15 protein-coding genes, 1 rRNA gene and 1 pseudogene are annotated in these 23897 nt (G+C 62.5%); 10 read left to right on the top strand and 7 right to left on the bottom strand.

Going from position 1 to position 23897, the window contains the following annotated elements; translation table 11 throughout:
- The first annotated feature begins 189 nt into the window (after nucleotides 1-189).
- The 4 genes from rrf to recD all read left to right on the top strand — a co-directional run bounded on the left by rrf (nucleotide 190) and on the right by recD (nucleotide 9676).
- Nucleotides 190-305 (top strand): 5S ribosomal RNA (gene rrf / locus BMY68_RS21715).
- A 163-nt stretch (nucleotides 306-468) separates the two neighbouring features.
- Nucleotides 469-3921, top strand: coding sequence for an exodeoxyribonuclease V subunit gamma (gene recC, locus BMY68_RS21710; RefSeq protein WP_085529761.1), 3453 nt, complete (start codon nucleotides 469-471; stop codon nucleotides 3919-3921).
- Nucleotides 3918-7610 (top strand): exodeoxyribonuclease V subunit beta, encoded by a 3693-nt coding sequence (gene recB / locus BMY68_RS21705; protein WP_085529762.1) that lies wholly within the window; start codon nucleotides 3918-3920, stop codon nucleotides 7608-7610. Before recC ends, recB begins: the two co-directional genes overlap by 4 nt.
- Nucleotides 7607-9676, top strand: coding sequence for an exodeoxyribonuclease V subunit alpha (gene recD / locus BMY68_RS21700; RefSeq protein ID WP_085529763.1), 2070 nt, complete (start codon nucleotides 7607-7609; stop codon nucleotides 9674-9676). Before recB ends, recD begins: the two co-directional genes overlap by 4 nt.
- Nucleotides 9677-9705: 29 nt before the next feature.
- Here the strand turns inward: recD and BMY68_RS21695 are convergent, their stop codons facing one another.
- The 4 genes and pseudogenes from BMY68_RS21695 to BMY68_RS21680 form a co-directional block, all read right to left on the bottom strand.
- Nucleotides 9706-11247: an amino acid ABC transporter permease/ATP-binding protein gene (locus tag BMY68_RS21695; RefSeq protein ID WP_085529764.1), complete on the bottom strand. Its 1542-nt coding sequence runs from the start codon at nucleotides 11245-11247 to the stop codon at nucleotides 9706-9708.
- A gap of 97 nt (nucleotides 11248-11344) precedes the next feature.
- Nucleotides 11345-12142 carry an ABC transporter substrate-binding protein gene (locus BMY68_RS21690; RefSeq protein ID WP_007922149.1) on the bottom strand — a complete coding sequence of 266 codons (798 nt, stop codon included), beginning with the start codon at nucleotides 12140-12142 and terminating at the stop codon, nucleotides 11345-11347.
- 43 nt (nucleotides 12143-12185) lie between these two features.
- Nucleotides 12186-13244 carry an isopenicillin N synthase family dioxygenase gene (locus BMY68_RS21685; protein ID WP_085529765.1) on the bottom strand — a complete coding sequence of 353 codons (1059 nt, stop codon included), beginning with the start codon at nucleotides 13242-13244 and terminating at the stop codon, nucleotides 12186-12188.
- Between the two features lie 12 nt (nucleotides 13245-13256).
- Nucleotides 13257-14112, bottom strand: a pseudogene (locus BMY68_RS21680) (TIM barrel protein).
- 322 nt (nucleotides 14113-14434) lie between these two features.
- Here BMY68_RS21680 and BMY68_RS21675 point away from each other — a divergent pair.
- The 3 genes from BMY68_RS21675 to BMY68_RS21665 are packed head-to-tail and all read left to right on the top strand — an operon-like array spanning nucleotide 14435 to nucleotide 16786.
- Nucleotides 14435-15013, top strand: coding sequence for a regulatory sequestration protein YfiR (locus BMY68_RS21675; protein WP_085529766.1), 579 nt, complete (start codon nucleotides 14435-14437; stop codon nucleotides 15011-15013).
- The gene (locus BMY68_RS21670; protein ID WP_009042047.1) at nucleotides 15010-16278 is read left to right on the top strand and encodes a diguanylate cyclase DgcN/YfiN; all 1269 of its coding nucleotides are present in this window, start codon (nucleotides 15010-15012) and stop codon (nucleotides 16276-16278) included. Before BMY68_RS21675 ends, BMY68_RS21670 begins: the two co-directional genes overlap by 4 nt.
- 4 nt (nucleotides 16279-16282) lie before the next feature.
- The gene (locus tag BMY68_RS21665; RefSeq protein ID WP_009042048.1) at nucleotides 16283-16786 is read left to right on the top strand and encodes an outer membrane lipoprotein YfiB; all 504 of its coding nucleotides are present in this window, start codon (nucleotides 16283-16285) and stop codon (nucleotides 16784-16786) included.
- Between the two features lie 575 nt (nucleotides 16787-17361).
- Here BMY68_RS21665 and BMY68_RS21655 read toward each other — a convergent pair.
- Both BMY68_RS21655 and BMY68_RS21650 read right to left on the bottom strand, forming a co-directional pair.
- Nucleotides 17362-18516, bottom strand: a complete 1155-nt coding sequence (locus tag BMY68_RS21655; RefSeq protein ID WP_085529767.1) for a polymorphic toxin type 44 domain-containing protein — start codon at nucleotides 18514-18516, stop codon at nucleotides 17362-17364.
- Between the two features lie 147 nt (nucleotides 18517-18663).
- On the bottom strand, nucleotides 18664-19614 hold the full coding sequence (locus BMY68_RS21650) for a LysR family transcriptional regulator (protein WP_085529768.1): 951 nt from the start codon (nucleotides 19612-19614) through the stop codon (nucleotides 18664-18666).
- A 153-nt stretch (nucleotides 19615-19767) separates the two neighbouring features.
- Here BMY68_RS21650 and BMY68_RS21645 point away from each other — a divergent pair, with 153 nt between their 5' ends.
- From BMY68_RS21645 to BMY68_RS30165, 3 genes are all read left to right on the top strand, one after another.
- On the top strand, nucleotides 19768-21294 hold the full coding sequence (locus BMY68_RS21645) for a CoA-acylating methylmalonate-semialdehyde dehydrogenase (RefSeq protein ID WP_085529769.1): 1527 nt from the start codon (nucleotides 19768-19770) through the stop codon (nucleotides 21292-21294).
- An 11-nt stretch (nucleotides 21295-21305) separates the two neighbouring features.
- Entirely contained in the window at nucleotides 21306-22193 is an 888-nt protein-coding gene (gene mmsB, locus BMY68_RS21640) for a 3-hydroxyisobutyrate dehydrogenase (protein ID WP_085529770.1), read from the top strand.
- Between the two features lie 365 nt (nucleotides 22194-22558).
- Nucleotides 22559-23125, top strand: a complete 567-nt coding sequence (locus BMY68_RS30165) for a hypothetical protein (RefSeq protein ID WP_223815825.1) — start codon at nucleotides 22559-22561, stop codon at nucleotides 23123-23125.
- A 368-nt stretch (nucleotides 23126-23493) separates the two neighbouring features.
- On the opposite strand, the gene BMY68_RS21630 is transcribed toward BMY68_RS30165, so the two are convergent.
- Nucleotides 23494-23844, bottom strand: coding sequence for a cupin domain-containing protein (locus tag BMY68_RS21630; RefSeq protein ID WP_007922165.1), 351 nt, complete (start codon nucleotides 23842-23844; stop codon nucleotides 23494-23496).
- Nucleotides 23845-23897 lie beyond the last annotated feature (53 nt).

Below are 23897 nucleotides of genomic sequence, written 5' to 3'. Positions count from 1 at the left end.
CTGTGAGGCGTTGAGCTAACCAATACTAATTGCCCGTGAGGCTTGACCATATAACACCCAAGCAATTTGCGCTTAACAGCCAGATTGCGGTGTGTGAAGACGAAACGAACCGAAAGTTCGAGAAAACACACAAACTATCGCATACCCAATTTGCTGAAACGTCGAAAGACGCGTCGGCACACCGAATTTCTTGACGACCATAGAGCATTGGAACCACCTGATCCCATCCCGAACTCAGCAGTGAAACGATGCATCGCCGATGGTAGTGTGGGGTTTCCCCATGTGAGAGTAGGTCATCGTCAAGATTAAATTCCGAAACCCCAATTGCGAAAGCAGTTGGGGTTTTGTTTTTGTGCGACAAAAAATGCCTCATCCCTCGCAACATTCACGTTGGTCCTCTCAGCTGTCACTGCTGCGTGACAGTGCTAAGGTTCGGCCCTAGCTTTTGCATTTTCCAAGGAAGCCCTTATGCCGGACGCCATGTCCCTCAGCGCTGGTTTTATGGTGGTTCACGGTAACCGCCTGGACGAGTTGCGCAGCCTGGTGGTCAGCTGGATGCGGCGTTACCCCTTGGCGCCGCTGGAGAATGAGATCGCCCTGGTCCAAAGCAACGGCATTGCCCAATGGCTGAAGCTGGCCCTGGCTGAGGATCCTGAGGATGACGACATGGGCGGCTGTGGCATCGCTGCTGCCATCGATGTGCAGCTCCCCGGCAGTTTCATGTGGCAGCTTTATCGCATGGTGCTGGGACGCGATGAAATCCCGCCCAAATCACTGCTGGATAAAGCGCCGCTGACCTGGCGCCTGATGCGTCTTTTGCCCGAACTGATCGATCAGCCGCACTTCGAGCCCCTACGCCGTTTCCTCACTCACGACACGGATCTGCGCAAGCGCTATCAATTGGCCGAGCGCCTGGCTGACCTGTTCGACCAATATCAGGTCTATCGCGCCGACTGGCTGGAAGACTGGGCCGCAGGCAGGCATCAACTACGCAGCGCTCGAGGTGAGCCCAAGGTCCTGACCCCCGCTAACTGCTGGCAGGCCGAACTGTGGCGGGCGTTGTTGCTGGATGTGGGGGAGGAGGGCATGGCGCAGAGTCGCGCCGGTGTTCATCAACGTTTCATCGAACGAATCCTCAACCTGGAAACAGCGCCACAAGGATTACCTTCGCGAGTGATCGTTTTCGGGATTTCCTCCCTGCCGGCGCAAGCCCTGGAAGCCCTGGCCGGACTGGCCCGCTTCAGCCAGGTCCTGCTATGTGTACACAACCCTTGTCGTCACCATTGGGCGGATATCGTCGCCGACAAGGACCTGCTGCGCCATCAATACAAGCGTCAGGCGCGCAAAGCGGGAATGCCGGCGGTGCTCGACCCGCAGACCCTGCATCAACATGCCCACCCGCTGCTCGCCGCCTGGGGTAAACAGGGCCGTGACTACATCAATCTGCTCGACAGCTATGACGATCCCAACAGCTATCGTTCGGCTTTTCGCGACGGCCGTATCGACCTGTTCAGCGAGAGTCAGCCGCAGACCCTGCTGAATCAGCTGCAGGACGATATCCTCGAATTGCGCCCACTGGAGGAGACCCGCCAGTTATGGCCGGCGGTCGATCTGCAACAGGACAAGTCGATCCGTTTTCACATTGCCCACAGTGCCCAGCGCGAAGTGGAGATCCTCCATGACCAGCTGCTTGCGCGCTTCAGTGAGGACCCTGAATTGCGTCCGCGGGATGTGATCGTGATGGTCCCGGATATCGACAGTTACGCGCCGCATATTCGCGCGGTCTTCGGTCAGTTGGAGCGTGACGATCGACGTTTTATTCCGTTCACCCTGACGGACCAGGGCCAACGTGGCCGCGACCCACTGCTGATTGCCGTGGAGCATCTGCTCAAGCTGCCGGACAGCCGGTTCCCTGTCAGCGAAATCCTCGACCTGCTGGATGTTCCGGCATTACGCGCACGTTTTGGCGTTGATGAGGCCGATCTGCCGACCTTGCATCGCTGGATCGAAGGCGCCGGCATCCGCTGGGGCATGAACGCCGAACAACGGGCCGACCTGGGATTGCCCGAGGAACTGGAGCAGAACAGCTGGCGTTTCGGCCTGCGCCGCATGTTGCTGGGTTACGCCGTGGGACGTTCCGATGCCTGCGAGGGGATCGAGCCTTACGATGAGATCGGTGGCCTGGATGCGGCACTGATCGGGCCGTTGGTGGCCTTGCTCGATGCCCTGGAGATGGCGTATCAGAACCTCACTTTGCCGGCTTCGCCGCCACAGTGGGGCGAGCGCCTGCAAGCACTCACGCAGCAGTTCTTCCTGGCCAGTACCGAGCATGACGACTACCTGCTGAGCCAACTCGAAGACTTGCGCGAAACCTGGCTGGAAACCTGCGAGTCGGTTGGCCTGCATGATGAGCTGCCGCTGACCGTGGTCCGCGAAGCCTGGTTGGCTGGCCTGGACCAGGGCCGCTTGTCCCAGCGTTTCCTGGCCGGTGCGGTGAACTTCTGCACACTGATGCCGATGCGCGCGCTTCCCTTCAAGCTGGTATGCCTGCTGGGGATGAACGACGGCGACTACCCGCGGGCGCAGCCGCCGCTGGATTTCGACCTGATGGGCAGTGACTACCGCCCCGGTGACCGCTCGCGGCGCGAAGACGACCGTTACCTGCTGCTGGAGGCGCTGCTTTCGGCGCGGGATCAGCTGTACGTCAGTTGGGTCGGTCGCAGCATTCGCGACAACAGCGAACGCCCGGCCTCGGTGCTGATCGGCCAGTTGCGCGATCACCTGGCCAGTGGCTGGAAGCTGGCGAATGACCAGGACGATCTGCTCGACGCCATGACCCAGGAGCATCCACTGCAACCTTTCAGTGCCCGCTATTTCCATGAAGGCCATGGGCTGTTCAGCTATGCCCGTGAGTGGCAGCTGTTGCACCAGACCCAAGTGGTTCCTCAAGTGCTTGAACCTCTGGCGCCTTATGTCCAGGAAGAGCCGTTGAGCCTGGGGCAGTTGCAGGACTTCCTGCGTAACCCGGTGCGGCATTTCTTCAGTCAGCGTCTCAAGGTGTTCTTCGAGGCGGCCGACGCGCCGTTGGCCGACGAAGAGCCTTTTGTGCTCGACGCGCTGCAACGCTACAGCCTGAGCGACACCTTGCTGGGGGCGGCGTTGAACTGCGCCGATGATCCGGACCAGGCCCTGCAGGCCCAGGCGCAACGGCTACAGGCCAGCGGTTTGCTGCCCATGGCCGGTTTTGGCGAGAGCCTGCAACGAGAGCTGATCGAGCCCTTGCCGGATCTGCTGATGCGTTATCGGCAATTGCTGGAGTTATGGCCAACGCCGGTCACCAGCGCCTTGCCGATTACCCTTGAACTCAAGGAAGTGAAACTCGAAGGCTGGCTGAGCGGCTTGCACCAACGCAGCGACGGCGGTTTGCTGTCGGTCACCACCATCCCCAACAGCATCGGCTCACCCAAGACCCGCAAATGGCACCGCCTGACCCGGCCCTGGGTCAATCATCTGGTGGCCTGTGCCAGCGGCTACACCTTGACCACCGCGCTGGTGGCCAGCGACGACACCTTGTTGCTGCCGCCTCTGGACCGCGATGCGGCGCTGCAAAGCCTGGGCGATCTGCTGCAGGCCTGGCAGGCGGGCATGTGCCAGCCGCTGCCGGTAGCCGTGAAAACCGCCTTTGCCTGGCTGGGCCAGAGCGACCCGGGCAAGGCCGAAGCGGCGGCGCGCAAAGCTTATGAAGGCGATGGCCAGACCAGCGATGGCGAGCGTCGGGAAAGCCCGGCCCTGGCGCGCCAGTACCCGGACTACAACGCGTTGATCGCCGACGAAACCTTCAGCGGTTGGGTTGATGCGTTGTATCGCCCGCTCTTACAGGCGCCCTGGCGCTCCACGGCCAATGGGGAGGCTGACGCATGACCCGGCAAGCACCTTTGGCCCTGGCGTTCCCGCTACGAGGCAGCCAACTGATCGAAGCCAGCGCCGGTACGGGCAAGACCTTTACCATCTCGGCGCTTTACCTGCGCCTGGTGCTGGGGCACGGCGGCGAGCTGGCCGGGTTCGGTCGCGAGTTGCTGCCACCGCAGATTCTGGTGGTGACCTTCACTGACGCGGCGACCAAGGAACTGCGTGAGCGGATCCGCACCCGCCTGGCTGAAGCCGCACGCTTTTTCCGCGATGAAACCGCCGCGCCCGACGCGCTGATTGCCGAGCTGCGCGATCAGTTCGCCGCCGAGCAATGGCCGGGTTGCGCCAGCCGCCTGGACATCGCCGCGCAATGGATGGACGAGGCCGCGGTCTCGACCATCCACAGTTGGTGCCAGCGCATGCTGCGCGAGCATGCGTTCGACAGCGGCAGCCTGTTTACCCAGACCCTGGAAACCGACCACAGCGATCTGCTGGGCGAAGTGCTGCGCGACTACTGGCGCCTGTTTTGCTACCCGATGCAGGGTGATGCGCTGAACTGGGTGCGGGCCAACTGGGGCGGGCCCGCGGCCTTGCTGCCCAGGGTGCGCGCGCTGTTTGGCAGCGAGCGGGAAGTGGATGCGGAGCAGACGCCGGCGCAGTTGATCGAAGCCTGCTTGCTGGAGCGTCGCGCGGCGTTGGTGCAGCTCAAGGCGCCTTGGCGGCAATGGGCTGAGCAACTGCGGGAGATCTGCTTGCAAGGCGTCGCCAGCAAGGCCGTTGATGGCCGCAAGATGCAGGCGCGCTACTTTGAGCCCTGGTTCGAAAAGATCACCGCCTGGGCCGAAGACGAGTCCATAGAACAACTGGATATCGGTACCGGCTTCAGCCGCCTGACCCCCGAAGGTATGGCCGAGGCCTGGAAAGGCGATGCGCCGGATCATCCCGCGCTGGACGCCATGGCCGGGCTCAAGGCCGCGCTCGATGCCTTGCCGAGCCCCGACGCCGCGGTGTTGCAACACGCTGCGCGTTGGGTCGGCGCGCGCTTCGAGGAGGAGAAGCGCCGCCGTGCCGAGATGGGTTTCGACGACATGCTGCTGCGCCTCGACGCCGCGTTGCAGGCCGAGGGTGGCGAGCGTCTGGCGACGCTGATTCGCGAGCAGTTCCCGGTGGCCCTGATCGACGAATTCCAGGACACCGACCCGGTGCAGTACCGGATCTTCGAAAGCATCTACCGCATCGAGGACAACAACCCCGAGACCGGGCTGTTCCTGATCGGCGACCCCAAGCAGGCGATCTACGCCTTCCGCGGGGCGGACATTTACACCTACCTGCGCGCTCGCCAGGCCACCAGCGGCCGCTTGCATACCCTGGGCACCAACTTCCGTTCCAGCCACGCCATGGTCAAGGCGGTGAACCACGTATTCGAGCGTGCCGAGTCCCGTGAACAGGGGCGCGGCGCGTTCCTGTTCCGGGAAAAGAACGGAGAGAACCCGGTGCCGTTCCTGTCGGTGGCCTCCCAGGGGCGCAAGGAGCAGCTACATAGAGAAGGGCAGGTGGTGCCGGCGCTGAATGTCTGGCACCTGTCCTCGGAGCAAGCCATTTCCGGGGCGCTGTACCGGCAGCAACTGGCGGCGGCCTGCGCCAGCGAAATCGTCGCCTTGCTCAACGGCGGGCAGCAGGCCAGCGCCGGCTTCGCCCGTGACGGCCAGCCCTTCAAGGGCCTGCTGCCGGCGGACATCGCCATCCTGGTGCGCGATGGCAAGGAGGCCCAGGCCGTGCGCGGCGAACTGGCCGCGCGCGGGGTGCGCAGCGTGTACCTGTCGGACAAGGACTCGGTGTTCGCCGCCCAGGAAGCCCACGATCTGTTGGCCTGGCTCAAGGCCTGTGCCGAGCCGGATATCGAGCGCCCGCTGCGCGCCGCGCTGGCCTCCATCACCCTGAACCTGCCGCTGGTTGAGCTGGAGCGCCTGAACCAGGATGAGCTGGCCTGGGAGAGCCGGGTCATGCAGTTCCGCGGTTATCGCCTGATCTGGCGTACCCAGGGTGTGCTGCCGATGCTGCGACGCCTGCTGCATGACTTCCAGTTGCCCCAGGCCCTGATCGCCCGCAGCGATGGCGAACGGGTCCTGACCAACCTGCTGCACCTGTCCGAACTGTTGCAGCAGGCGGCTGCCGAACTGGATGGCGAACAAGCGCTGATCCGCCACCTGGCCGAGCACCTGGCCTTGTCCGGGCAGGCTGGCGAAGAACAGATCCTGCGCCTGGAAAGCGACGAACAACTGGTCAAGGTGGTGACCATCCACAAATCCAAGGGCCTGGAGTACCCGCTGGTGTTCCTGCCGTTCATCTGTTCGGCCAAGCCGGTGGATGGCAGTCGCCTGCCGCTGCATTACCACGACGAATCGGGCAAGGCCCAGGTGACGCTACGGCCAACCCCGGAGCTGATTGCCCAGGCCGACGACGAACGTCTGGCCGAAGACCTGCGCCTGCTCTACGTGGCCCTGACCCGTGCCCAGCATGCCTGCTGGCTGGGTGTCGCCGACCTCAAGCGCGGCAATCACAACAGCTCGGTATTGCACCTTTCGGCCTTGGGTTATCTGTTGGGCGGCGGTGCGTTGTTGAACGAGTCCAGCGGCCTGGCGCGCTGGCTGCAAGATCTGCAGCAAGGCTGCGAGGCCATGAGTGTCAGCGAAATGCCCAGCGCCACCGACAGCCGTTTCCATCCGCCGCGCAACGACGCCACCCTGCTGGCACCCCTGGCTCCCAAGCGGCGCGCCGCGGAGAACTGGTGGATCGCGTCCTATAGCGCCCTGCGCATCAGCGACAGCCTGGGCGCCGGTAATACCGAGGCGCCGGAAAGCCCGCAGGCGCAGAAACTCTTCGACGATGAACGCCTCGACCCCGATGCCCCGCGTGAAGTCGTGGCCAGCGGCGCGGACATCCATCGTTTCCCCCGTGGGCCGAACCCGGGGACCTTCCTCCACGGCCTGCTGGAGTGGGCCGGTGACGAGGGGTTCGCCGCCGACCCCGTCGCCATCGAGGACGCCATCGCTCGGCGCTGTAATCGCCGCGGTTGGCAAGGCTGGATCAAGACCCTGAGCGACTGGTTGCGGCATCTGTTACAACTGCCTTTGCCAGCCGGGGCGGGGCGACTGCCGGTGGTGCTCGCACAGTTGAGCCAATACCGGGTCGAGATGGAATTCTGGTTCGCCAGCCACAAGGTCGATGTGCTCAAGCTCGACGAGCTGGTGCGCCAGTACACCCATCAAGGCGTGCCGCGGGTGACCGCCGAACCGGTACTGCTCAATGGCATGTTCAAGGGCTTCATCGACCTGACCTTCGAGCATCAAGGGCGCTATTACGTGGCCGACTACAAATCCAACTGGCTGGGCGTGGATGACGCCGCCTATACCGAGCAGGCCATGGAACAATCGATTCTCGACAACCGTTACGACCTGCAATACGTGCTGTACCTGCTGGCCCTGCATCGCCAGTTGCGCGCGCGCCTGGCGGACTACGATTACGACCGGCACATGGGCGGTGCCCTGTACCTGTTCTTGCGTGGCACGGGTTCGGTCAGCCGCGGCGTGTTTTTCACCCGGCCACCCCGTGAGCTGATCGAGCGCCTGGACCGCTTGTTCCAGGGCAAACCCGAGCAGCCCAAGGCCGAGCCGGCGTGGGAACAGGGAGTATTGCTGTGATCGAGGATCTGCTGACGCCGCTGGAACCCCAGCCCGACCTGGCGCCCCTGGTACGGGCCGGCGATTTGCTGCTGTTGCTCGATCGTTGGGTCGAGCGCGGCTGGTTGCGCGCCCTGGACAAGGCTTTCGTAGGCTTCCTCCATGAGCTGGAGCCACAAGGCGATCCACTGGTGCTGATGGCCGCGGCGTTGACCAGCCATCAACTGGGCCACGGGCATGTTTGCCTGGATCTGTTCGAAACCCTCAAGGAGCCGGACTTCGCCCTGTCCCTGCCGCCGGAAGGCGACCTGCAAAGCACGGCGGCGGTACTACCGTCGCAGGTGCTGGCGACGCTGGACGGCGCGCACTGGTGCAAGGCCCTGGCGGCCAGTCGCCTGGTGGCGCTGGCGGCCGACCAGAGCGAGCAGGCCCGCCAGCGGCCGCTGGTGTTGTCGGGCAAGCGCCTGTATCTGCGCCGCTACTGGGCCTATGAACGGCGCATCGACAATGCCTTGCGCCAGCGCCTGGCGGTGCAGGAGGAAACCCCCGCGGATTTGGCCGAGCGCCTCGGCGGCCTGTTCGGCGCGGCCAAGGCGGCGGGGCCGGTGGACTGGCAGAAGCTTGCCTGTGCGCTGGCCACCCGAGGCGCCTTCAGTATCATTACCGGCGGGCCGGGAACCGGTAAAACCACCACCGTGGTACGCCTGCTGGCCTTGCTCCAGGCCCCGGCTGTCGAAGCCGACAAGCCTTTGCGCATCCGCCTCGCCGCGCCCACTGGCAAGGCGGCGGCGCGCCTCACCGAATCCATCAGCCTGCAAGTGCGCTCCCTGTCGGTCGACGACAGTGTGCGCGAGAAGATCCCCAGCGACGTGACCACGGTGCACCGCCTGCTGGGCAATCGTCCGGGCACCCGGCACTTCCGCCATCATGCCGGCAACCGCTTGCCGCTGGATGTGCTGGTGGTCGACGAGGCCTCGATGATCGACCTGGAGATGATGGCCAATCTGCTCGATGCGCTGCCGGTGCACGCGCGCCTGGTGTTGCTCGGGGACAAGGATCAACTGGCCTCGGTGGAAGCCGGCGCGGTGCTCGGTGATCTGTGCCGCGATGCCGAGGCCGGCTGGTACAGCCCGCAGACCCGCAGCTGGCTCGAGGCCGTCAGCGGCGAACAGCTGGCGGACAGCGGTCTGCAGGAAGACAGCGCCGGCGCTCACCCGCTGGCCCAGCAGGTGGTGATGCTGCGCCACTCCCGGCGCTTCGGCGAAGGCAGCGGTATCGGCCAGCTGGCGCGCTGGGTCAACCAGCAGCAGGCCGAGGAAGCGCGCCGCCTGCTGGCCGCCCGCAGCCATGCCGACCTGTATGGCTTGAGCCTCAAGGGAGAGCAGGACCGCGCCCTGGAGCGCTTGCTGCTGGAAGGCCACGGCGACGGGCCGCAGGGTTACCGGCATTACCTGAGCCTGTTGCGCGGCCAGCGCCCGCCTGCCGATACAGCGCTGGAAGATCCGCGCTGGACCGCCTGGGCCCGCGATGTGCTGCTGGCCTTCGACCAGTTCCAGTTGCTCTGCGCGGTGCGCAAGGGGCCTTGGGGTGTCGAGGGGTTGAACCAGCGGATCACCGCCGCCCTGTTCAAGGCGCGGCTGATCGAAAGCGATCAGCAGTGGTACGAAGGTCGTCCGGTGCTGATGACCCGCAACGATTACGGCCTGGGCCTGATGAACGGCGATATCGGCATTGCCTTGAAGTTGCCCGAGCACGAAGGCACGCAAGACGGGCGCCAGGTGCTGCGGGTGGCCTTCCCGCGCAACGATGGCCAGGGTGGCGTGCGTTTCGTGTTGCCGAGCCGGCTCAACGATGTGGAAACCGTGTACGCCATGACCGTGCACAAATCCCAGGGCTCGGAGTTCGCCCACACCGCGCTGATCCTGCCCGAGGCGCTGAACCCGGTGTTGACCAAGGAGCTGATCTACACCGGCATCACCCGGGCCAAGGACTGGTTCAGCCTGATCGAGCCGCGGGCCGGGGTGTTCGAAGAGGCGGTGCGGCGCAAGGTCAAGCGCCTGAGCGGGTTGATGCTCGACCTGGGTTGAACGCCGGATCACTGGCGTTCGGCACTCGATCAGAGCGCCGCCGCCAGTGTCGTCGCGCTTGGCTGCTCCAGCCCCATGAAGCGTCTGACCCGTTCCCCCGCCGCTTCTTCGCGGATCGCTTGCGGGCTGGCGTCCAGCTGGATATTACCGCCCTCCATGAAGATCACCCGATCGGAAATCGACAGGGCGAAGTCCATCTCGTGGGTGACGATCAACATGGTCATGCCTTCTCGGGCCAGGTCGCGAATCACGTTCAACACATCGCCCACCAGCTCGGGATCGAGGGCCGAGGTCGGCTCGTCGAAAAGCATGATCTGCGGCTCCATCGCCAGGGCCCGGGCAATCGCCACGCGCTGCTGCTGGCCGCCGGACAGCTGGTGCGGGTACTTGTGGGCGTGGGCCAGCAGGCCGACCTTGTCCAGCAAGGCATAGGCCTGCTGCTCGCTCAAGGCCTTGCTGCTGCCGTGGTAACGCGGCGCCAGGCAAATGTTGTCGAGGATGCAGCGATGGGGGAACAGGTTGAAGTTCTGGAAGACCATGCCGATGTGCCGCACGCCCTCGCGCACCTGCGGGCTGTTGAGGTTGTCGCCGGCGCTGATGAAGCTGTTGCCGAACAGCACGATCTCGCCCTGGTCGATGCGCTCCAGGCCGTTGATGGTACGGATCAGCGAGGTCTTGCCCGAGCCGGACGGACCGATGATGGAAATCACCTGGCCACTGGCGACGTTCAGGTCGACACCCTTGAGCACCTGATGATCGCCGTAGCGCTTGTGGATGTTTTGCAGTTGCAGGGCCGGGGCGCTGCCGGCTACCGATCGTGGGCGAGGGCGGCTGTGCTGCGGTTGTGCCTGTTGCCGGAGCCGCTCGGTGCCGGCGGCATCCAGGGTTTGCGGGGTGCGCAGGTTCAGGTCCAGGTGGCGTTCCAGGCGCTGCAGCAACCAGGCGAACAGGGTGACGATCAGCACATAGTACACCGCCACCGCGGCCAGGGTCTCCATCACCAGGAAGTTCTGCGCATACAGGCGCTGGCCGACGGTGAGCAGTTCGGTCAGGGAGATCACCGAGATCAGCGAAGTCAGCTTGACCACGGTGATGTACTCGTTGATCAGGGTCGGCAGGGAAATTCGAAAGGCCTGGGGGATGACGATCAGCCGTTGCAAGCCGATCAGGCCGATCCCCAGCGCGCGGCCGGCTTCCTTCTGCCCCTTGGCCACCGAGATCAGCCCGCCGCGATGGATTTCCGCCATGTACGCCGCTTCGGTCACCACCAGGGCGAGCAGCCCCGAGTAGAAGGGGTTGGACAGCACCGAACCGGTGGCCGGAAACAGCTGGGGCAGGTTGTAGACGAAGACCACCAGCACCAGCAGCGGAATGCTGCGAAAGAACCAGATGTACAGCGCTGCCGGGGTTCTGATCCAGGTGGCCGTGGAGAGTTTGGCCGAGGCCAGGAGAAAGCCCAGCAGCATGCCGATGAACCAGGCCAGCGCGCTGAGCTGGACCACGGTGACGCAGGCGTGCCAGAAGCTGGGCAGGGAAAACAGGGAGATGAAGTAGGACCAGTCGAATTGCATAAACACCTCAGGCGGCTTCGGATCGCAGGCATCAGGACGGGCGCTGCGCGCTCGATCGGGGCCGGTCACGGGCGCATCCCTGCGCCGCAGTGGCTTGTCAGTCAGTCACCGGTTCCAGGTTGTATTTGCCGAGGATCGCGGCGTACTCGCCGTTCTTGCGACTCTCGGCGAAGGCTTCCTGCAGCGCCTTGTAGGTGGCGTCATTGCCTTTCTTGACGAAGATGCCGAGGGTTTGCTGATAGATCAGGTGCTGGCTGGTGACTACCACCCGACCCTGGGTGCGTTCGGCGATCATCTTCGCCGCGCCGGCGATTTCCACCTGGGCCTGGATGTTCTTCGACAGCAGGGCCTGGGTCACCTCAGGTGCCGAGGGGTATTCGCTGACACTGATCGCGCCCTTGTTGTTCGGCACGCAGTAGTCGCTGGAGAGCTTCTGCAACTGGCTGACCCAGGTGGTGCCCTGTTCCAGCCCGACCTTCAGGCCGCACAGGTCTTCAGGGGTTTGCGGATTCAGGCCGCTGTCCTTGGACGTCATGATCGCCGCGCCGGTTTTCGCATAGGCGATGGTCATGGCTTGGGTCTGCCGTTCCGGGGTGATGTACATGCCGGAAATGATCGCGTCGTAGCGACCGGCGTTGAGGCCGAGGATCAGGCTGGGGAACTTGGTGTCGACGAACTCGGCCTTGGCGTTCAGGTGCCTGGCCAGGGCGTGGGCCAGTTCCGGGTCGGAGCCGACCACGTTCTTCTCGCTGTCATAGGACTCGAACGGCGGGTAGGTGATTTCCATGCCGATCTTCAGCTGTCCGGGTGTCGCGGTCGAGGCCAGGCCAGCGGTGGCGCACAACAGGCCGGCGGTGAGCAGGGTCAGGCGAGCAACGTTGTTTTTGTTAAGCATCGTGGGTCTCTCCAGGGGATGGAAGCAAAGGGCAAAAGGGTGGTCAGGACGCTTGCGACTGGTGTTTCAGGTGGCCGAAGCTCGAAGGCTTGCGGGCCTTTTCCGGCAGGCGGATCTCGCCGTTCTCCACGCGCTTGCGCAGGTACTGGTAGGTCTGCAGGGCCTGGCCATACATGTGTTCGCCGATGGCGATCTGCTCGTAGTCGTCCGAGGCCTTGGCGAACTGCGGCAAAGGCTTGATCTGGGTATGAAAGTCGCAGGCGTAGAACAGCGGAAACGAGTAGCGCTCCTCGCTGACGCTGCGCACCCGGTGGGCGGTGGCGACAAAGGCGCCGGCGGTCATCACCTCCAGCATGTCGCCGATGTTCACCACAAAGGCGTCGGCCAGCGGCGGGGCATCGATCCACTGGCCCAGGTTGTTCATCACCTCCAGGCCCGGCTTGTCGGCCAGCAGGATGGTGAAGCACTCGTAGTCGGTGTGGGCGCCGATGCCGGGCGCATCCAGGGCCGCGTCGTCGAACGGGTAGTGGATCAGGCGCAGCTTGGAAGGCGGGCGGGTGACCAGGGCGTCGAAATAGTTTTCCTCCAGGCCCAGGGCCAGGGCGAACCCGCTGAACAGGCGCCTGCCGAGGGCGAAGACGGCCGCGTAATAGGCTTGCACCGCTTCCTTGAAACCGGGCAGTTCTGGCCATTCGTTCGGCCCCAGCAGCGGCGTGTTGGCCAGGACCAGGGGATCGTCGGCCGGTACTTCGAAGCCGATGTCGAAGGCTTCCTTGTGATCCGGCTTGCCCTTGGAATACACCTCCTCGCCCTCGGGGACGAAACCCTTGTGGCTTTTAGAGGTGCCGATGTAGTGCTGCATCTTGCTGTCCAGGGGCTGGGCGAAATAGTCCCTGGCGGCCTGGCGCAGGCCGGCGATCAACTGCGGGTCGATGCCATGGCTGGTGATGTAGAGAAAGCCCACTTCGCTGGCGGCCGCTCCCAACTGCTCGGCGACGGCCAGCCGGTGCTCCAGCTCGATGCTGAACAGGCCGGCGATGTCCACCACCGGAATGTGCTTGAAGTTGGCCTTGGCCGGGGTGTTATCGATCTTCTCGGGCATGACGCAAGAACCTCACGGGCGGGTTGAGTGGGTGAAGCGGTCGAAGTGTTCGCGCTCGGTCCTGGCCATCCACTGGTTCAGCGACCAGAGGTCGGCCACCGGCACGTTGGTGAAGGGCAGGTGATGCAGGTAGCCGTCGGCGCCGAACTCCGGGGTCAGGGTGCTGACCTGGTAGCCACGGGCCTTTTGCGAATGCCAGATGGCTTCCCAGTGCTGCTGGTGGAACGCCAGTTCACGGGCATATTCCGGGGCGGCGGGGTGCGGGACCTGTGGCCCCTGGTCATAGCCGACCCGGGCCTGGATATGGTGAACGCGCTCGACGAAGGCGCTCAGGTCATCGAAGGGGTCATCCAGCAGGCGTTCGCAGGTGACGACCCAGTGGCTGATATCGCTGGTGAAACGCAGGTCGGGCAATTGCCGGATCAGCTCCAGGGTGACCCAGGGATTGAACAGCGAACGGGCGCGGTGGGTCTCGAAGCTGCAGAACTGGCCATGCTTGCGCGCCAGCTCCATGGCCTGTCCGAAGAACTCGACTTGCTGGGCCAGGGGCCAGCGGTCGTTGCCGGCCAGCACATTGATTGACGAAGCGCGGCGCCAGTTCGGCGGCCCAGGCGAGCTTGCACTCCAGGTCCAGCAGGTGTTCCTGGAACGCGGCCGATTGTTTTGGCAGGACGTCGTAGGCGGTAAAAACCGTGCAGATGTAGGCGAGGCGATTGTCCCGCAGGAAAGTGCCGAATTCGCCGCGTTCGCGGGCTTGCAAAGGCAGGCGGGCTTCCATACCGTCGAAGCCGGCGGCCAGCAGCTCGTCGAGGGCCTGGGCTGGGCTGGCGGTATAGCCCCAGAGTGTGCGGAATATTTCCAGTTGCATCGGCTAACCTCAAAGATGTCTTGGGCTACTCATGGCACCGCAAAGGCACTGGGCCGACGCGGCGATACTGGGCAGTAGCAAAAGACATTCCTTGAGCCGGGTCTCTGCGGATCCGGTCTCACCGAGGGCGGTCTGGACGGCTCGCTCTCTGGCGCCGATCTTAAGCAGGCGATGCAGGCATGAAGAATAGGAAGGCTCAAATCGTTACTTCATTTTTTTCTAAACCAATAGCCTGCTACCCATACTTGGGAACCTCGCGGCGGTTTCACCGGCTGTGCTATCGTTGCGGCATCATTGTATGAAGATCAAAGAGAATCCCTGCATGAACGTGGCTGTCTCAGCGACAGAGCGCTTTTCGGGCTGGAGGCAGGTACTGCTGTCCGCCCTGGTCTGTCTGTTGAGCACTTTTGCCGTCGCGCAACCCGAGCCTGCTGCTGTCAGCCTGGCAGACCAGCGCGCCAAGGCGGTGACTCAAGTGGTGCTGGGGATTCTCAGTTATGCGCGCTGGCCGGTGGAGCCGGCGCAATTGCGTCTGTGCGTGGTGGGGCCGACCGAATACACCGACGACCTGGTCAAGGGCACGACCCAGGCCACGGGCCGCCCGGTTCTGGTGCAGCGCTTGCTGGCCGACAACCCGGCCATCGTCAGCGAGTGCGACGCGGTGTACATCGGCAAGCTGACCGACGACCAGCGCGCCCGCCTGTTCACTTCCCTGGTCGGTCATCCGGTATTGAGCATCAGCGAGGGCGGCGACCAGTGCACGGTCGGTAGCCTGTTCTGCCTGCGCGTCAGTGACAATCAGGTGTCATTCGAGGTCAACCTGGATTCGGTGGCGCGCAGTGGCGTGCGGATTCATCCAAGCGTGCTGCAACTCTCCCGTCGTCGACCGGCGGTGCCATGAGCCTCTTCAAATCTCCTGCTCGCCCTACATTGCATTCGGTCATTGGCCGCGGGAACCTGACTGTCGCGTTGCTGGCCATTTCCATGGCCAGCCTGTCCCTGACATTGCTCGGGGTGCTGGCGTTGCGGGTGTATGCCGATCACAACCTGCATCTGATCGCGCGTTCGATCAATTACACGGTCGAAGCGGCGGTGGTATTCAACGACAGCGCCGCGGCGACCGAAGCCCTGGCCCTGATTGCCTCCACCGAAGAGGTGGCCGATGCCCAGGTACTCGATGCCCGGGGACGTGTGCTGGCCCATTGGGAGCGGCCGGAAATCGGTTTGCTGACCGATCTGGAAATGCAGATCGCCCGGGCCTTTCTCGAGAAGCCCATCACCGTGCCGATCATGCATCAGGGCCAGGAAATCGGCAGCATCGCCCTGACCGGGCACGGCGGCAGCCTGCTGCGCTTCCTGCTCAGTGGGCTGGTGGGGATTGTCCTGTGTATCGCGGTGAGCGCCTGGGTGGCGCTCTCCCTGGCGCGCCGGCAGTTGCGCGGCATCACCGGGCCGCTGCGCAGCCTGGCCGATGTGGCCCATGCCGCGCGCCGCGAGCGGGCATTCGACGTTCGGGTGCCGCCGGCGGAAATTGCCGAGCTGGACAACCTGGGCAACGACTTCAATGCCCTGCTCGATGAGCTGGAAGCCTGGCAAACCCACTTGCAGAGTGAAAACGAAACCCTGGCCCACCAGGCCAGCCATGACAGCCTGACCGGGTTGCCGAACCGGGCGTTTTTCGAGGGCCGGCTGATTCGCGCGCTGCGCAGCGCCAGCAAGCTCAACGAACGGGTGGCGGTGTTGTTTCTCGACAGTGACCGTTTCAAGGGCATCAACGACAACTTCGGTCACGCCGCCGGCGACGCGGTGCTGATGGCGGTGGCGTCGCGGGTGCGCGCGCAGTTGCGCGAGGAAGACCTGGTGGCGCGCCTGGGGGGCGACGAGTTCGCCATTCTGCTGACCCCGCTGCACCGCATCGAGGATGCCGAGCGTATTGCCGAAAAAATCATCGCCAGCATGGAGATGCCAATTGCCTTGCCAGGCAGTACTTCGGTGCTGACTTCACTCAGTATCGGTATTGCCGTCTACCCTGATCATGGCACCACCCCGGGTGCTCTGCTCAACGCCGCCGATGCGGCGATGTATCAGGCCAAGCGTGTCTCTCGAGGCGGGCAACACACCGCGGGGTCGGAGCCCCCCGTCGTTCACGTTCAATCCAGGAGCTAATTCTTTGTTTTCACTGACTCGACCTTGCTTGCGACTTTTCACCACCGGCCTGTTGCTGGCGCTGCTTTCATTGACCGGTTGCCAGAGCGTGCCGCCCAAGGGGCTGACCCCGCAGCAAGTAGCGGTGCTCAAGCAGGAGGGCTTTGAGCTGACGGACGAGGGCTGGGCCTTCGGCCTGTCCGGCAAGGTGCTGTTCGGCAGCGATATCGAGACACTGAATGCCGCCAGTACCGAGATCGTCGAGCGCATCGGCAAGGCCCTGGTCAGCGTGCACATCGACAAGGTCCGGGTCGATGGCCACACCGATGGCTCCGGCAGGGAAAGCTACAACCAGCAACTGTCCCTGCGCCGGGCGAAAAGCGTAAGCAAGGTACTGGTGGCCACAGGCATGCGCGAAGAAAACATCCAGCTGCGCGGCCTGGGCAGCAGCGAACCGGTAGCCTCCAACAGCACGGTGGCCGGACGTACCGAAAACCGTCGTGTCTCGATCGTGGTCATCGCTGACTGATGGGCGAAGACCATCACCGGGTCTGTCTTGCCAGTAGGCCCTGATTCTTCCTTTACACTGCGGTTCCCACAGCGGGGTGATCCGCTAGGTCTTCGCGATAGCAGGACCAGGCTGTGCCGAGTGGATTTTGCAGTGCTGCTGGCAGGTGACCTCATAGTGGTGATGCTTGGAGTTCTCAAGGATCAGCAGGGTCCGTAGTGCACTTCTTCAAGCGATCCGTATCCGTGCCGCTCTCTGGGCTGGTATCAATATTGCCATTTAGGTCGAGGTAAATATCCGTTCTTCGCCATTTAGGGGTGATATTGACGCAATGATTACGGCCCGTATCACTCCACCAATAGAACTCCATGAAGAACCCGGCATCTGGAAAAATGTGGCCAAAGTCAGATGTCGCCTCGCCTGGAAATAGGCCCCCGCGTCCACTCCGATAAATTCGGTGTTCGGTATTCCAAGTCACAGAAAGCTTCTCTTTTCCCTCCTTGGAGTAGTGAACCGTGACCACTGGGGTCGCTACCCTCCAAAACACAAAGGGGGACAGCAGTAGCAGAAAGAGAATGCCCAAAATGTACCTGTATTTAATGGGCCTTACATTTGTGGACACGGATACCTTCCCCCCATTCCTTCGGTTGTACTGCAAGAACTTCGTCCATGATCATCTTTGCCGTTATGCCTCCGTTGGGGCGTTGTCGATAGAGCTTCACGCCGATACTAATGGATATTCGGTCAGGTGCATCATCCCAGGCCCTCATGCCCTCGATATCAGCAGAGCGATGCGGACCGGGCCGTTCCCATTCTGCTTTAGGTTTTTCAAAAATCTCTTCAACCTTCCGAGCAGCGTCCGACCCTATCTGCTCTATACCTGCGCCGTCCAAGAGGACGCTTTCAGAGAGTCCACCAGCCAGTCCAACATAGCCATAGTGGATGTTCGACCAGATGTCATAGAAGTAGTCGTAGCCCCCTTGTTTGTTCCAAACATCCTTGAACATCGCTTGCAGCTTCGGCTTGTGGTCCCAGGGCCGGCCCTGACCGACTCGCTCTGTCCAGATAGCTAAGGCTTTCGCTTTCTTTCCCAGCGCTAAGCTGTAGAAGTCGGGGCTTTGACCAAGACGAAGATAGAAAGGAAGTTCCTTATACTTCTTCATTTCAGCTGTTGGGCTAAAGCTGTTGAGGTCTTTCATTTGTCGCACAGACGGGCTGTTGATATTGGTATTCATCTCGCCCGCAATGTAGCTCGCCAGTTCTTCCATCTGGTCAGGGTCATTACAGACCTTTTCTTCTGGATTCTCTTCAGGAGCCTTAGAGGCCTCATTGGGATCGACTAAAGCATTTGCAGCGGCGGCCTTCTCGGTCAGCTTCGGATCAGCCAACAAGGTCGCCATCTTTTCATCGTCTACAGAGCCATCTGAGCGGAACACTCCGAGCGTTGCGAAGTTGATGATTGCGGCCCCCTCCATAGGCCCCATGACAAAGCCACCGAAGGTATCGCCTGATCCTGTGATGATCGTCCCGCCGTGACTGGTAGGACTCCCTAAGTGGGCCATGGGGCGACCATTCAGGATGATCGAAGGAAACCCTGTGGTAATGACTGCGCCACAGCCGCAAGTGTCACCGACTCGGGCTGCTCCCATGAAGTTGATGTTGATGTCACCAGAAGCGCAAGCAATAGGTGTCGTACCGTGACCGGGAAGCGGGCAGAGGTGTTTATCGCCCAGGCGAGCAGAAGAAAGCATTGATCGTCCTTGTGTGTTGGCGGGTCCGTGAGGCTCTTTGTCGAGCTTCGCGAACCTAACAAGTGACGATGGGCAAGGCTTTAGGACGATTCTGAACTTGGATGAAGCCCGCTCTCATTGCGATCAGCCTTCGCGATTCCGTGCAGGCTATGAGTCGGCAAACACCATCTCCCGGCTCTGCCCCATCAGCAGGCCCTGATTCTGTTCGGTCACGCTGCGGATGTAATCCCACAACAGGGTGATCCGCTTGAGCTTGCGCAGGTCCTCGCGGCAGTACATCCAGAACTGCCGGGTGATGTCTATTTCCTCCGGCAGCACTGGCAGCAGGCGCGGGTCCTGGGCGGCCAGGAAGCACGGCAGGATCGCCAGCGAGCGTCCTTGCTGGGCCGCCACGTATTGGGCGATGACGCTGGTGCTACGCAGGTTGGCGATGGCGCCGGGCAGCACGTTGGCCAGGTACAAGAGCTCCGAGCTGAACGCCAGGTCGTCCACGTAGCTGATGAATTGATGCTCGCTCAAGTCCGCCGGGCGGCGGATCGGTGGGTGCTGGTCGAGGTATTCCTGGGTCGCATAGAGCCGCAGGCGGTAGTCGCAGAGCTTGCAGCAGACATAGGGGCCATGCTCCGGGCGTTCCAGGGCGATGACGATATCGGCCTCGCGCTTGGACAGGCTGATGAAGTGCGGCAGCGGCAGGATATCCACCGAGATCGCCGGGTAGGCGTCGACGAAATGGCTCAACTGCGGGGTGATGAAAAAGCTGCCGAAACCCTCGGTGCAGCCCATGCGCACATGCCCGGACAGGGCCACGCCCGAGCCCGATACCTGTTCGCAAGCCATGTGCAGAGTGCTCTCGATCGACTCGGCATAACCCAGCAGGCGCTGGCCCTCGGCGGTCAGGACAAAGCCGTTGGTCCGGGACTTTTCGAACAGCAGGGTGCCCAGCGCGCCCTCCAGCGAACCGATGCGCCGCGACACCGTGGTGTAGTCCACTGCCAGGCGCTTGGCCGCGCTGCTGGCCTTGCGGGTGCGCGCCACTTCGAGGAAAAACTTCAGGTCGTCCCAGTTCAGCGAGCCGAGGGAGGTGATGTTTTTTTGCATGATGGACCGGCTTTTATGTGCGTTCTTATTAGAAGTTTGCACATCTATACTCCAAAAACAGTCCGACAACCAACTCGCGACGCACGCCTCATTTCAAGGCGGTCCCACGCCTTGGCTCCCTGCATAAGAACCTCAAGAAGTCAGGAGACCCGTATGAACGCATCCCTCAAGTCCGACGGCACCACCTTGCAGCAGGTCAAGCTGCTGATCGACGGCCAGTGGGTCGAATCCCAGACCCGCGAGTGGCACGACATCACCAACCCGGCCACCCAGCAGGTGCTGGCCAAGGTACCTTTCGCCACGGCGAATGAAGTCGACGCCGCCATCGAAGCCGCGCATCGCGCCTTCCAGACCTGGAAGCTGACCCCGATCGGCGCGCGGATGCGCATCATGCTCAAGCTGCAGGCGCTGATCCGCGAACACTCCAAGCGTATTGCCCAGGTGCTCAGCGCCGAACAGGGCAAGACCATCGCCGATGCCGAAGGCGACATCTTCCGCGGCCTGGAAGTGGTCGAGCATGCCTGCTCGATCGGCAGCCTGCAGATGGGCGAGTTTGCCGAGAACGTCGCCGGTGGCGTCGATACCTACACCCTGCGCCAGCCGATCGGTGTCTGCGCCGGGATTACCCCGTTCAACTTCCCGGCAATGATTCCGCTGTGGATGTTCCCGATGGCCATCGCCTGCGGCAACACCTTCGTCCTCAAGCCTTCGGAACAGGACCCGCTGTCGACCATGCTGCTGGTGGAGCTGGCGCTGGAAGCCGGCGTTCCGCCTGGCGTGCTCAACGTGGTGCATGGCGGCAAGGACGTGGTGGACAAGCTGTGCACCCACCCACACATCAAGGCGGTGTCGTTCGTCGGTTCCACCGCGGTCGGCACCCACGTCTATGACCTGGCGGGCAAACATGGCAAGCGCGTGCAGTCGATGATGGGCGCGAAGAACCACGCCGTGGTGCTGCCCGACGCCAACCGCGAACAGGCGCTCAATGCCCTGGTCGGTGCCGGGTTCGGTGCGGCCGGCCAGCGTTGCATGGCCACCTCGGTGGTGGTCCTGGTGGGCGCGGCGAAACAATGGCTGCCGGACCTCAAGGCGCTGGCGCAGAAACTCAAGGTGAATGCCGGCAGCGAGCCGGGCACCGATGTCGGGCCGCTGATTTCCAAGCGCGCCAAGGAGCGTGTGCTGAGCCTGATCGAAAGCGGCATCAAGGAAGGCGCCAAGCTGGAGCTGGACGGTCGCGACGTCAAGGTGCCGGGGTTCGAGCAGGGCAACTTCGTCGGTCCGACCCTGTTCTCCGGGGTGACCACCGACATGCAGATCTACACCCAGGAAATCTTCGGCCCGGTGCTGGTGGTGCTGGAAGTGGACACCCTCGACCAGGCCATCGCCCTGGTCAACAGCAACCCCTTCGGCAACGGCACCGGCCTGTTCACCCAGAGCGGCGCGGCGGCGCGCAAGTTCCAGACTGAAATCGATGTCGGCCAGGTCGGGATCAACATCCCGATCCCGGTGCCTGTGCCGTTCTTCAGCTTCACCGGTTCCCGTGGTTCCAAACTGGGCGATCTGGGGCCCTATGGCAAACAAGTGGTGCAGTTCTATACCCAGACCAAGACCGTCACCAGTCGCTGGTTCGACGATGACAGCGTCAACGATGGCGTGAACACCACCATCCATTTGCGTTGAGGAGTCCGCTCATGAAAGTCGCATTCATCGGTCTGGGCAACATGGGCGCACCCATGGCGCGCAACCTGCTCAAGGCTGGGCATCAGTTGAACCTGTTCGACCTGAACCAGGCCGTGCTCAAGGAGCTGGCCGAACTGGGTGGCAGCATCAGTACCTCGCCGCGCGCCGCCGCCGCAGACAGCGAGCTGGTGATCACCATGCTGCCGGCCGCGCCCCATGTGCGCAGCGTCTGGCTGGGTGACGACGGGGTGCTGGCGGGTATCGCCCGTGGCACGCCGGCGGTGGATTGCAGCACCATCGACCCGCAGACCGCCCGCGACGTGGCCGCGGCAGCCGCCAGGCAAGGCGTGGCTGTGGCCGATGCGCCGGTATCCGGCGGTACCGGCGGCGCGGCGGCGGGCACCCTGACCTTCATGGTCGGCGCCAGCGCCGAACTGTTCGCCACCCTGCAGCCGGTGCTGGCGCAGATGGGCCGCAATATCGTGCACTGCGGTGAAGTGGGCACCGGGCAGATCGCCAAGATCTGCAACAACCTGCTGCTGGGCATCTCGATGATCGGCGTCAGCGAAGCCATGGCCCTGGGCGATGCCCTGGGGATCGACACCAAGGTGCTGGCGGGCATCATCAACAGCTCCACCGGGCGTTGCTGGAGTTCCGACACTTACAACCCCTGGCCCGGCGTGATCGAAACCGCGCCGGCCGCCCGCGGCTACACCGGCGGCTTCGGCGCCGAGCTGATGCTCAAGGACCTGGGCCTGGCCACCGAGGCCGCCCGCCAGGCGCACCAGCCGGTGGTGCTGGGCGCCGTGGCGCAGCAGCTGTACCAGGCCATGAGCCAGCGCGGTGAAGGGGGCATGGACTTCTCGGCTATCGTCAACAGCTATCGCAAACCCCAATAGGGGATTTTTCCGGGAGCCCGCGTCGGGCGGGCTCCCGGTTTTTTGCCATCTCTCTTACCTCAATGGACCTCGCTCCCCTGTAGCCGCTGGCACGGGCCAGGATCGAGTGCGCCGTCCTCGGCAATCGCGCTTGTGCAGAAAAATCACATCGGTTTGTGACCGTTCTTTACGGTCGAATATCGTCCGTAATATTGGCAAAGCAGGCGATGAAGATTCGCAAGTAGCTTTATCGCGACAATGTATAAGGCATGCTCTGGCAGTATCGGGATTGATAGCTAAGGTGACTTGTGTCGACAGCGTCTCTGTCGAATGACGACATGTCATGGATATGGCATGTATATGAGGTTTTATCAGGGAGATAGACCATGGCAGATGTCCTGAGATACGGAGACAAAGTTCATATCAAGAATGGTTACAATAATTGGGATGGCGGTTATCTCGATACTTGTAACCATGCCACCGCCCCGAACAGCCTTTACGGCGTAGTCACCGCAACCACTCCTCATCGCGGCCCGGGTACTGGCACCTGGATCATCGAGTCCGCGACAGGCAAGGCAGTAGGAACCGAGGTTGAAAGTTGCGATGTGATTCTGCTGTGGAACCTCTACAACAACGAGGGTGGCTATCTGGACACCAATGGCCACGCGACAAAACCGTCGATCTACAACGTGGTCACGGCCCTCAAGGAATCGCGGCCGGCGGATACCCTGCACTGGCGAATTTTCGCCGATACCTCAGATCCCAAGGATTTCAAGGTGAGAGAGGGGGATGTCGTGCACTTCCTGAATGGCTACAACGATGTGCGCGGCGGGTTCCTGGACACCTGTGGGCATGCCAGTGGCGAGGGCGTCAAATATGCGGTATCGACGACCCCCTATCTGAATCGGGACGGCAATACCGGCTCATGGAAAATCTCGAAAGCCAACGATTAAGTGTCAGGTGCATCACCATCAAGCACTTTAATGTGCAAAAGGGGACGTTGAAATCGTCCCCTTTTTAGTCGTTGTATTAATAGACTTTCTAAAATTTTAAATGCGGGTTGTCTGCTTGGTTTTTTTGTTTAAGCAAGCTTGCTGGAAGTTTAAATGGGCTGACTGTATTCGCTGGGCTGAGATGGGTGAACTTCTGGTTGGCCAATATCATTAGGCCGGGAAGTGTATGGCGGGGCGTCTGCCTTATTGCTGTGACTTTATAAAAAGAGGCGCTCCTCAATGATATGAGCGCCTCTTGATGTTTCGCGGAAAGTTCTTCGCCGGGCCGATCAGACAGTTTGCAAAACTGCGGCCCGCATTTTCGGGCGTCAGGCGAAAACGAAATACTTGCGCACGGTCTCCACCACTTCCCAGGTGCCTTTCATACCCGGCTCGACCACGAAGATATCGCCGGCGCGCAGGTGGATCGGGTCCATGCCGTCCGGGGTGATCACGCAGTAGCCTTCCTGGAAATGGCAGTACTCCCATTTCACGTAGTCCACGCGCCATTTGCCGGGCGTGCAGATCCAGGTACCCATGATCTTGCTGCCGTCTTCGCTAGTGTAGGCGTTGAGGTTGACGGTGTGCGGGTCGCCTTCGAGCTTTTCCCATTTGCAGGCATCGAGAACCGGCAGCGGGTGGGTGTCGCGCAGAACGGTGATGGGGGCAGTCGCGGTCATGAGGACTCCGGGGTCTTGGCTGGGAACTGAAGTCGCACCCTATAGCGCCCGGC

Source organism: Pseudomonas sp. NFACC41-3, from assembly GCF_900109505.1.
Taxonomy (GTDB): Bacteria; Pseudomonadota; Gammaproteobacteria; order Pseudomonadales; family Pseudomonadaceae; genus Aquipseudomonas; species Aquipseudomonas chlororaphis.
Note: the sequence above shows the minus strand (reverse complement) of the source record. Positions and strands in the feature narration are given on the sequence as shown.

What these genes read in the sequence shown, in the direction of transcription:
- BMY68_RS21645 (WP_085529769.1), top strand. Translation starts at nt 19,768, where the DNA reads ATGAACGCATCCCTCAAGTCCGACGGCACCACCTTGCAGCAGGTCAAG.
- BMY68_RS21695 (WP_085529764.1), bottom strand. Translation starts at nt 11,247, where the DNA reads ATGCAATTCGACTGGTCCTACTTCATCTCCCTGTTTTCCCTGCCCAGC.
- BMY68_RS21670 (WP_009042047.1), top strand. Translation starts at nt 15,010, where the DNA reads ATGAGCCTCTTCAAATCTCCTGCTCGCCCTACATTGCATTCGGTCATT.
- BMY68_RS21655 (WP_085529767.1), bottom strand. Translation starts at nt 18,516, where the DNA reads ATGCTTTCTTCTGCTCGCCTGGGCGATAAACACCTCTGCCCGCTTCCC.
- BMY68_RS30165 (WP_223815825.1), top strand. Translation starts at nt 22,559, where the DNA reads ATGGCAGATGTCCTGAGATACGGAGACAAAGTTCATATCAAGAATGGT.
- BMY68_RS21685 (WP_085529765.1), bottom strand. Translation starts at nt 13,244, where the DNA reads ATGCCCGAGAAGATCGATAACACCCCGGCCAAGGCCAACTTCAAGCAC.
- recB (WP_085529762.1), top strand. Translation starts at nt 3,918, where the DNA reads ATGACCCGGCAAGCACCTTTGGCCCTGGCGTTCCCGCTACGAGGCAGC.
- recC (WP_085529761.1), top strand. Translation starts at nt 469, where the DNA reads ATGCCGGACGCCATGTCCCTCAGCGCTGGTTTTATGGTGGTTCACGGT.
- BMY68_RS21675 (WP_085529766.1), top strand. Translation starts at nt 14,435, where the DNA reads ATGAACGTGGCTGTCTCAGCGACAGAGCGCTTTTCGGGCTGGAGGCAG.
- BMY68_RS21690 (WP_007922149.1), bottom strand. Translation starts at nt 12,142, where the DNA reads ATGCTTAACAAAAACAACGTTGCTCGCCTGACCCTGCTCACCGCCGGC.
- BMY68_RS21650 (WP_085529768.1), bottom strand. Translation starts at nt 19,614, where the DNA reads ATGCAAAAAAACATCACCTCCCTCGGCTCGCTGAACTGGGACGACCTG.
- BMY68_RS21630 (WP_007922165.1), bottom strand. Translation starts at nt 23,844, where the DNA reads ATGACCGCGACTGCCCCCATCACCGTTCTGCGCGACACCCACCCGCTG.
- mmsB (WP_085529770.1), top strand. Translation starts at nt 21,306, where the DNA reads ATGAAAGTCGCATTCATCGGTCTGGGCAACATGGGCGCACCCATGGCG.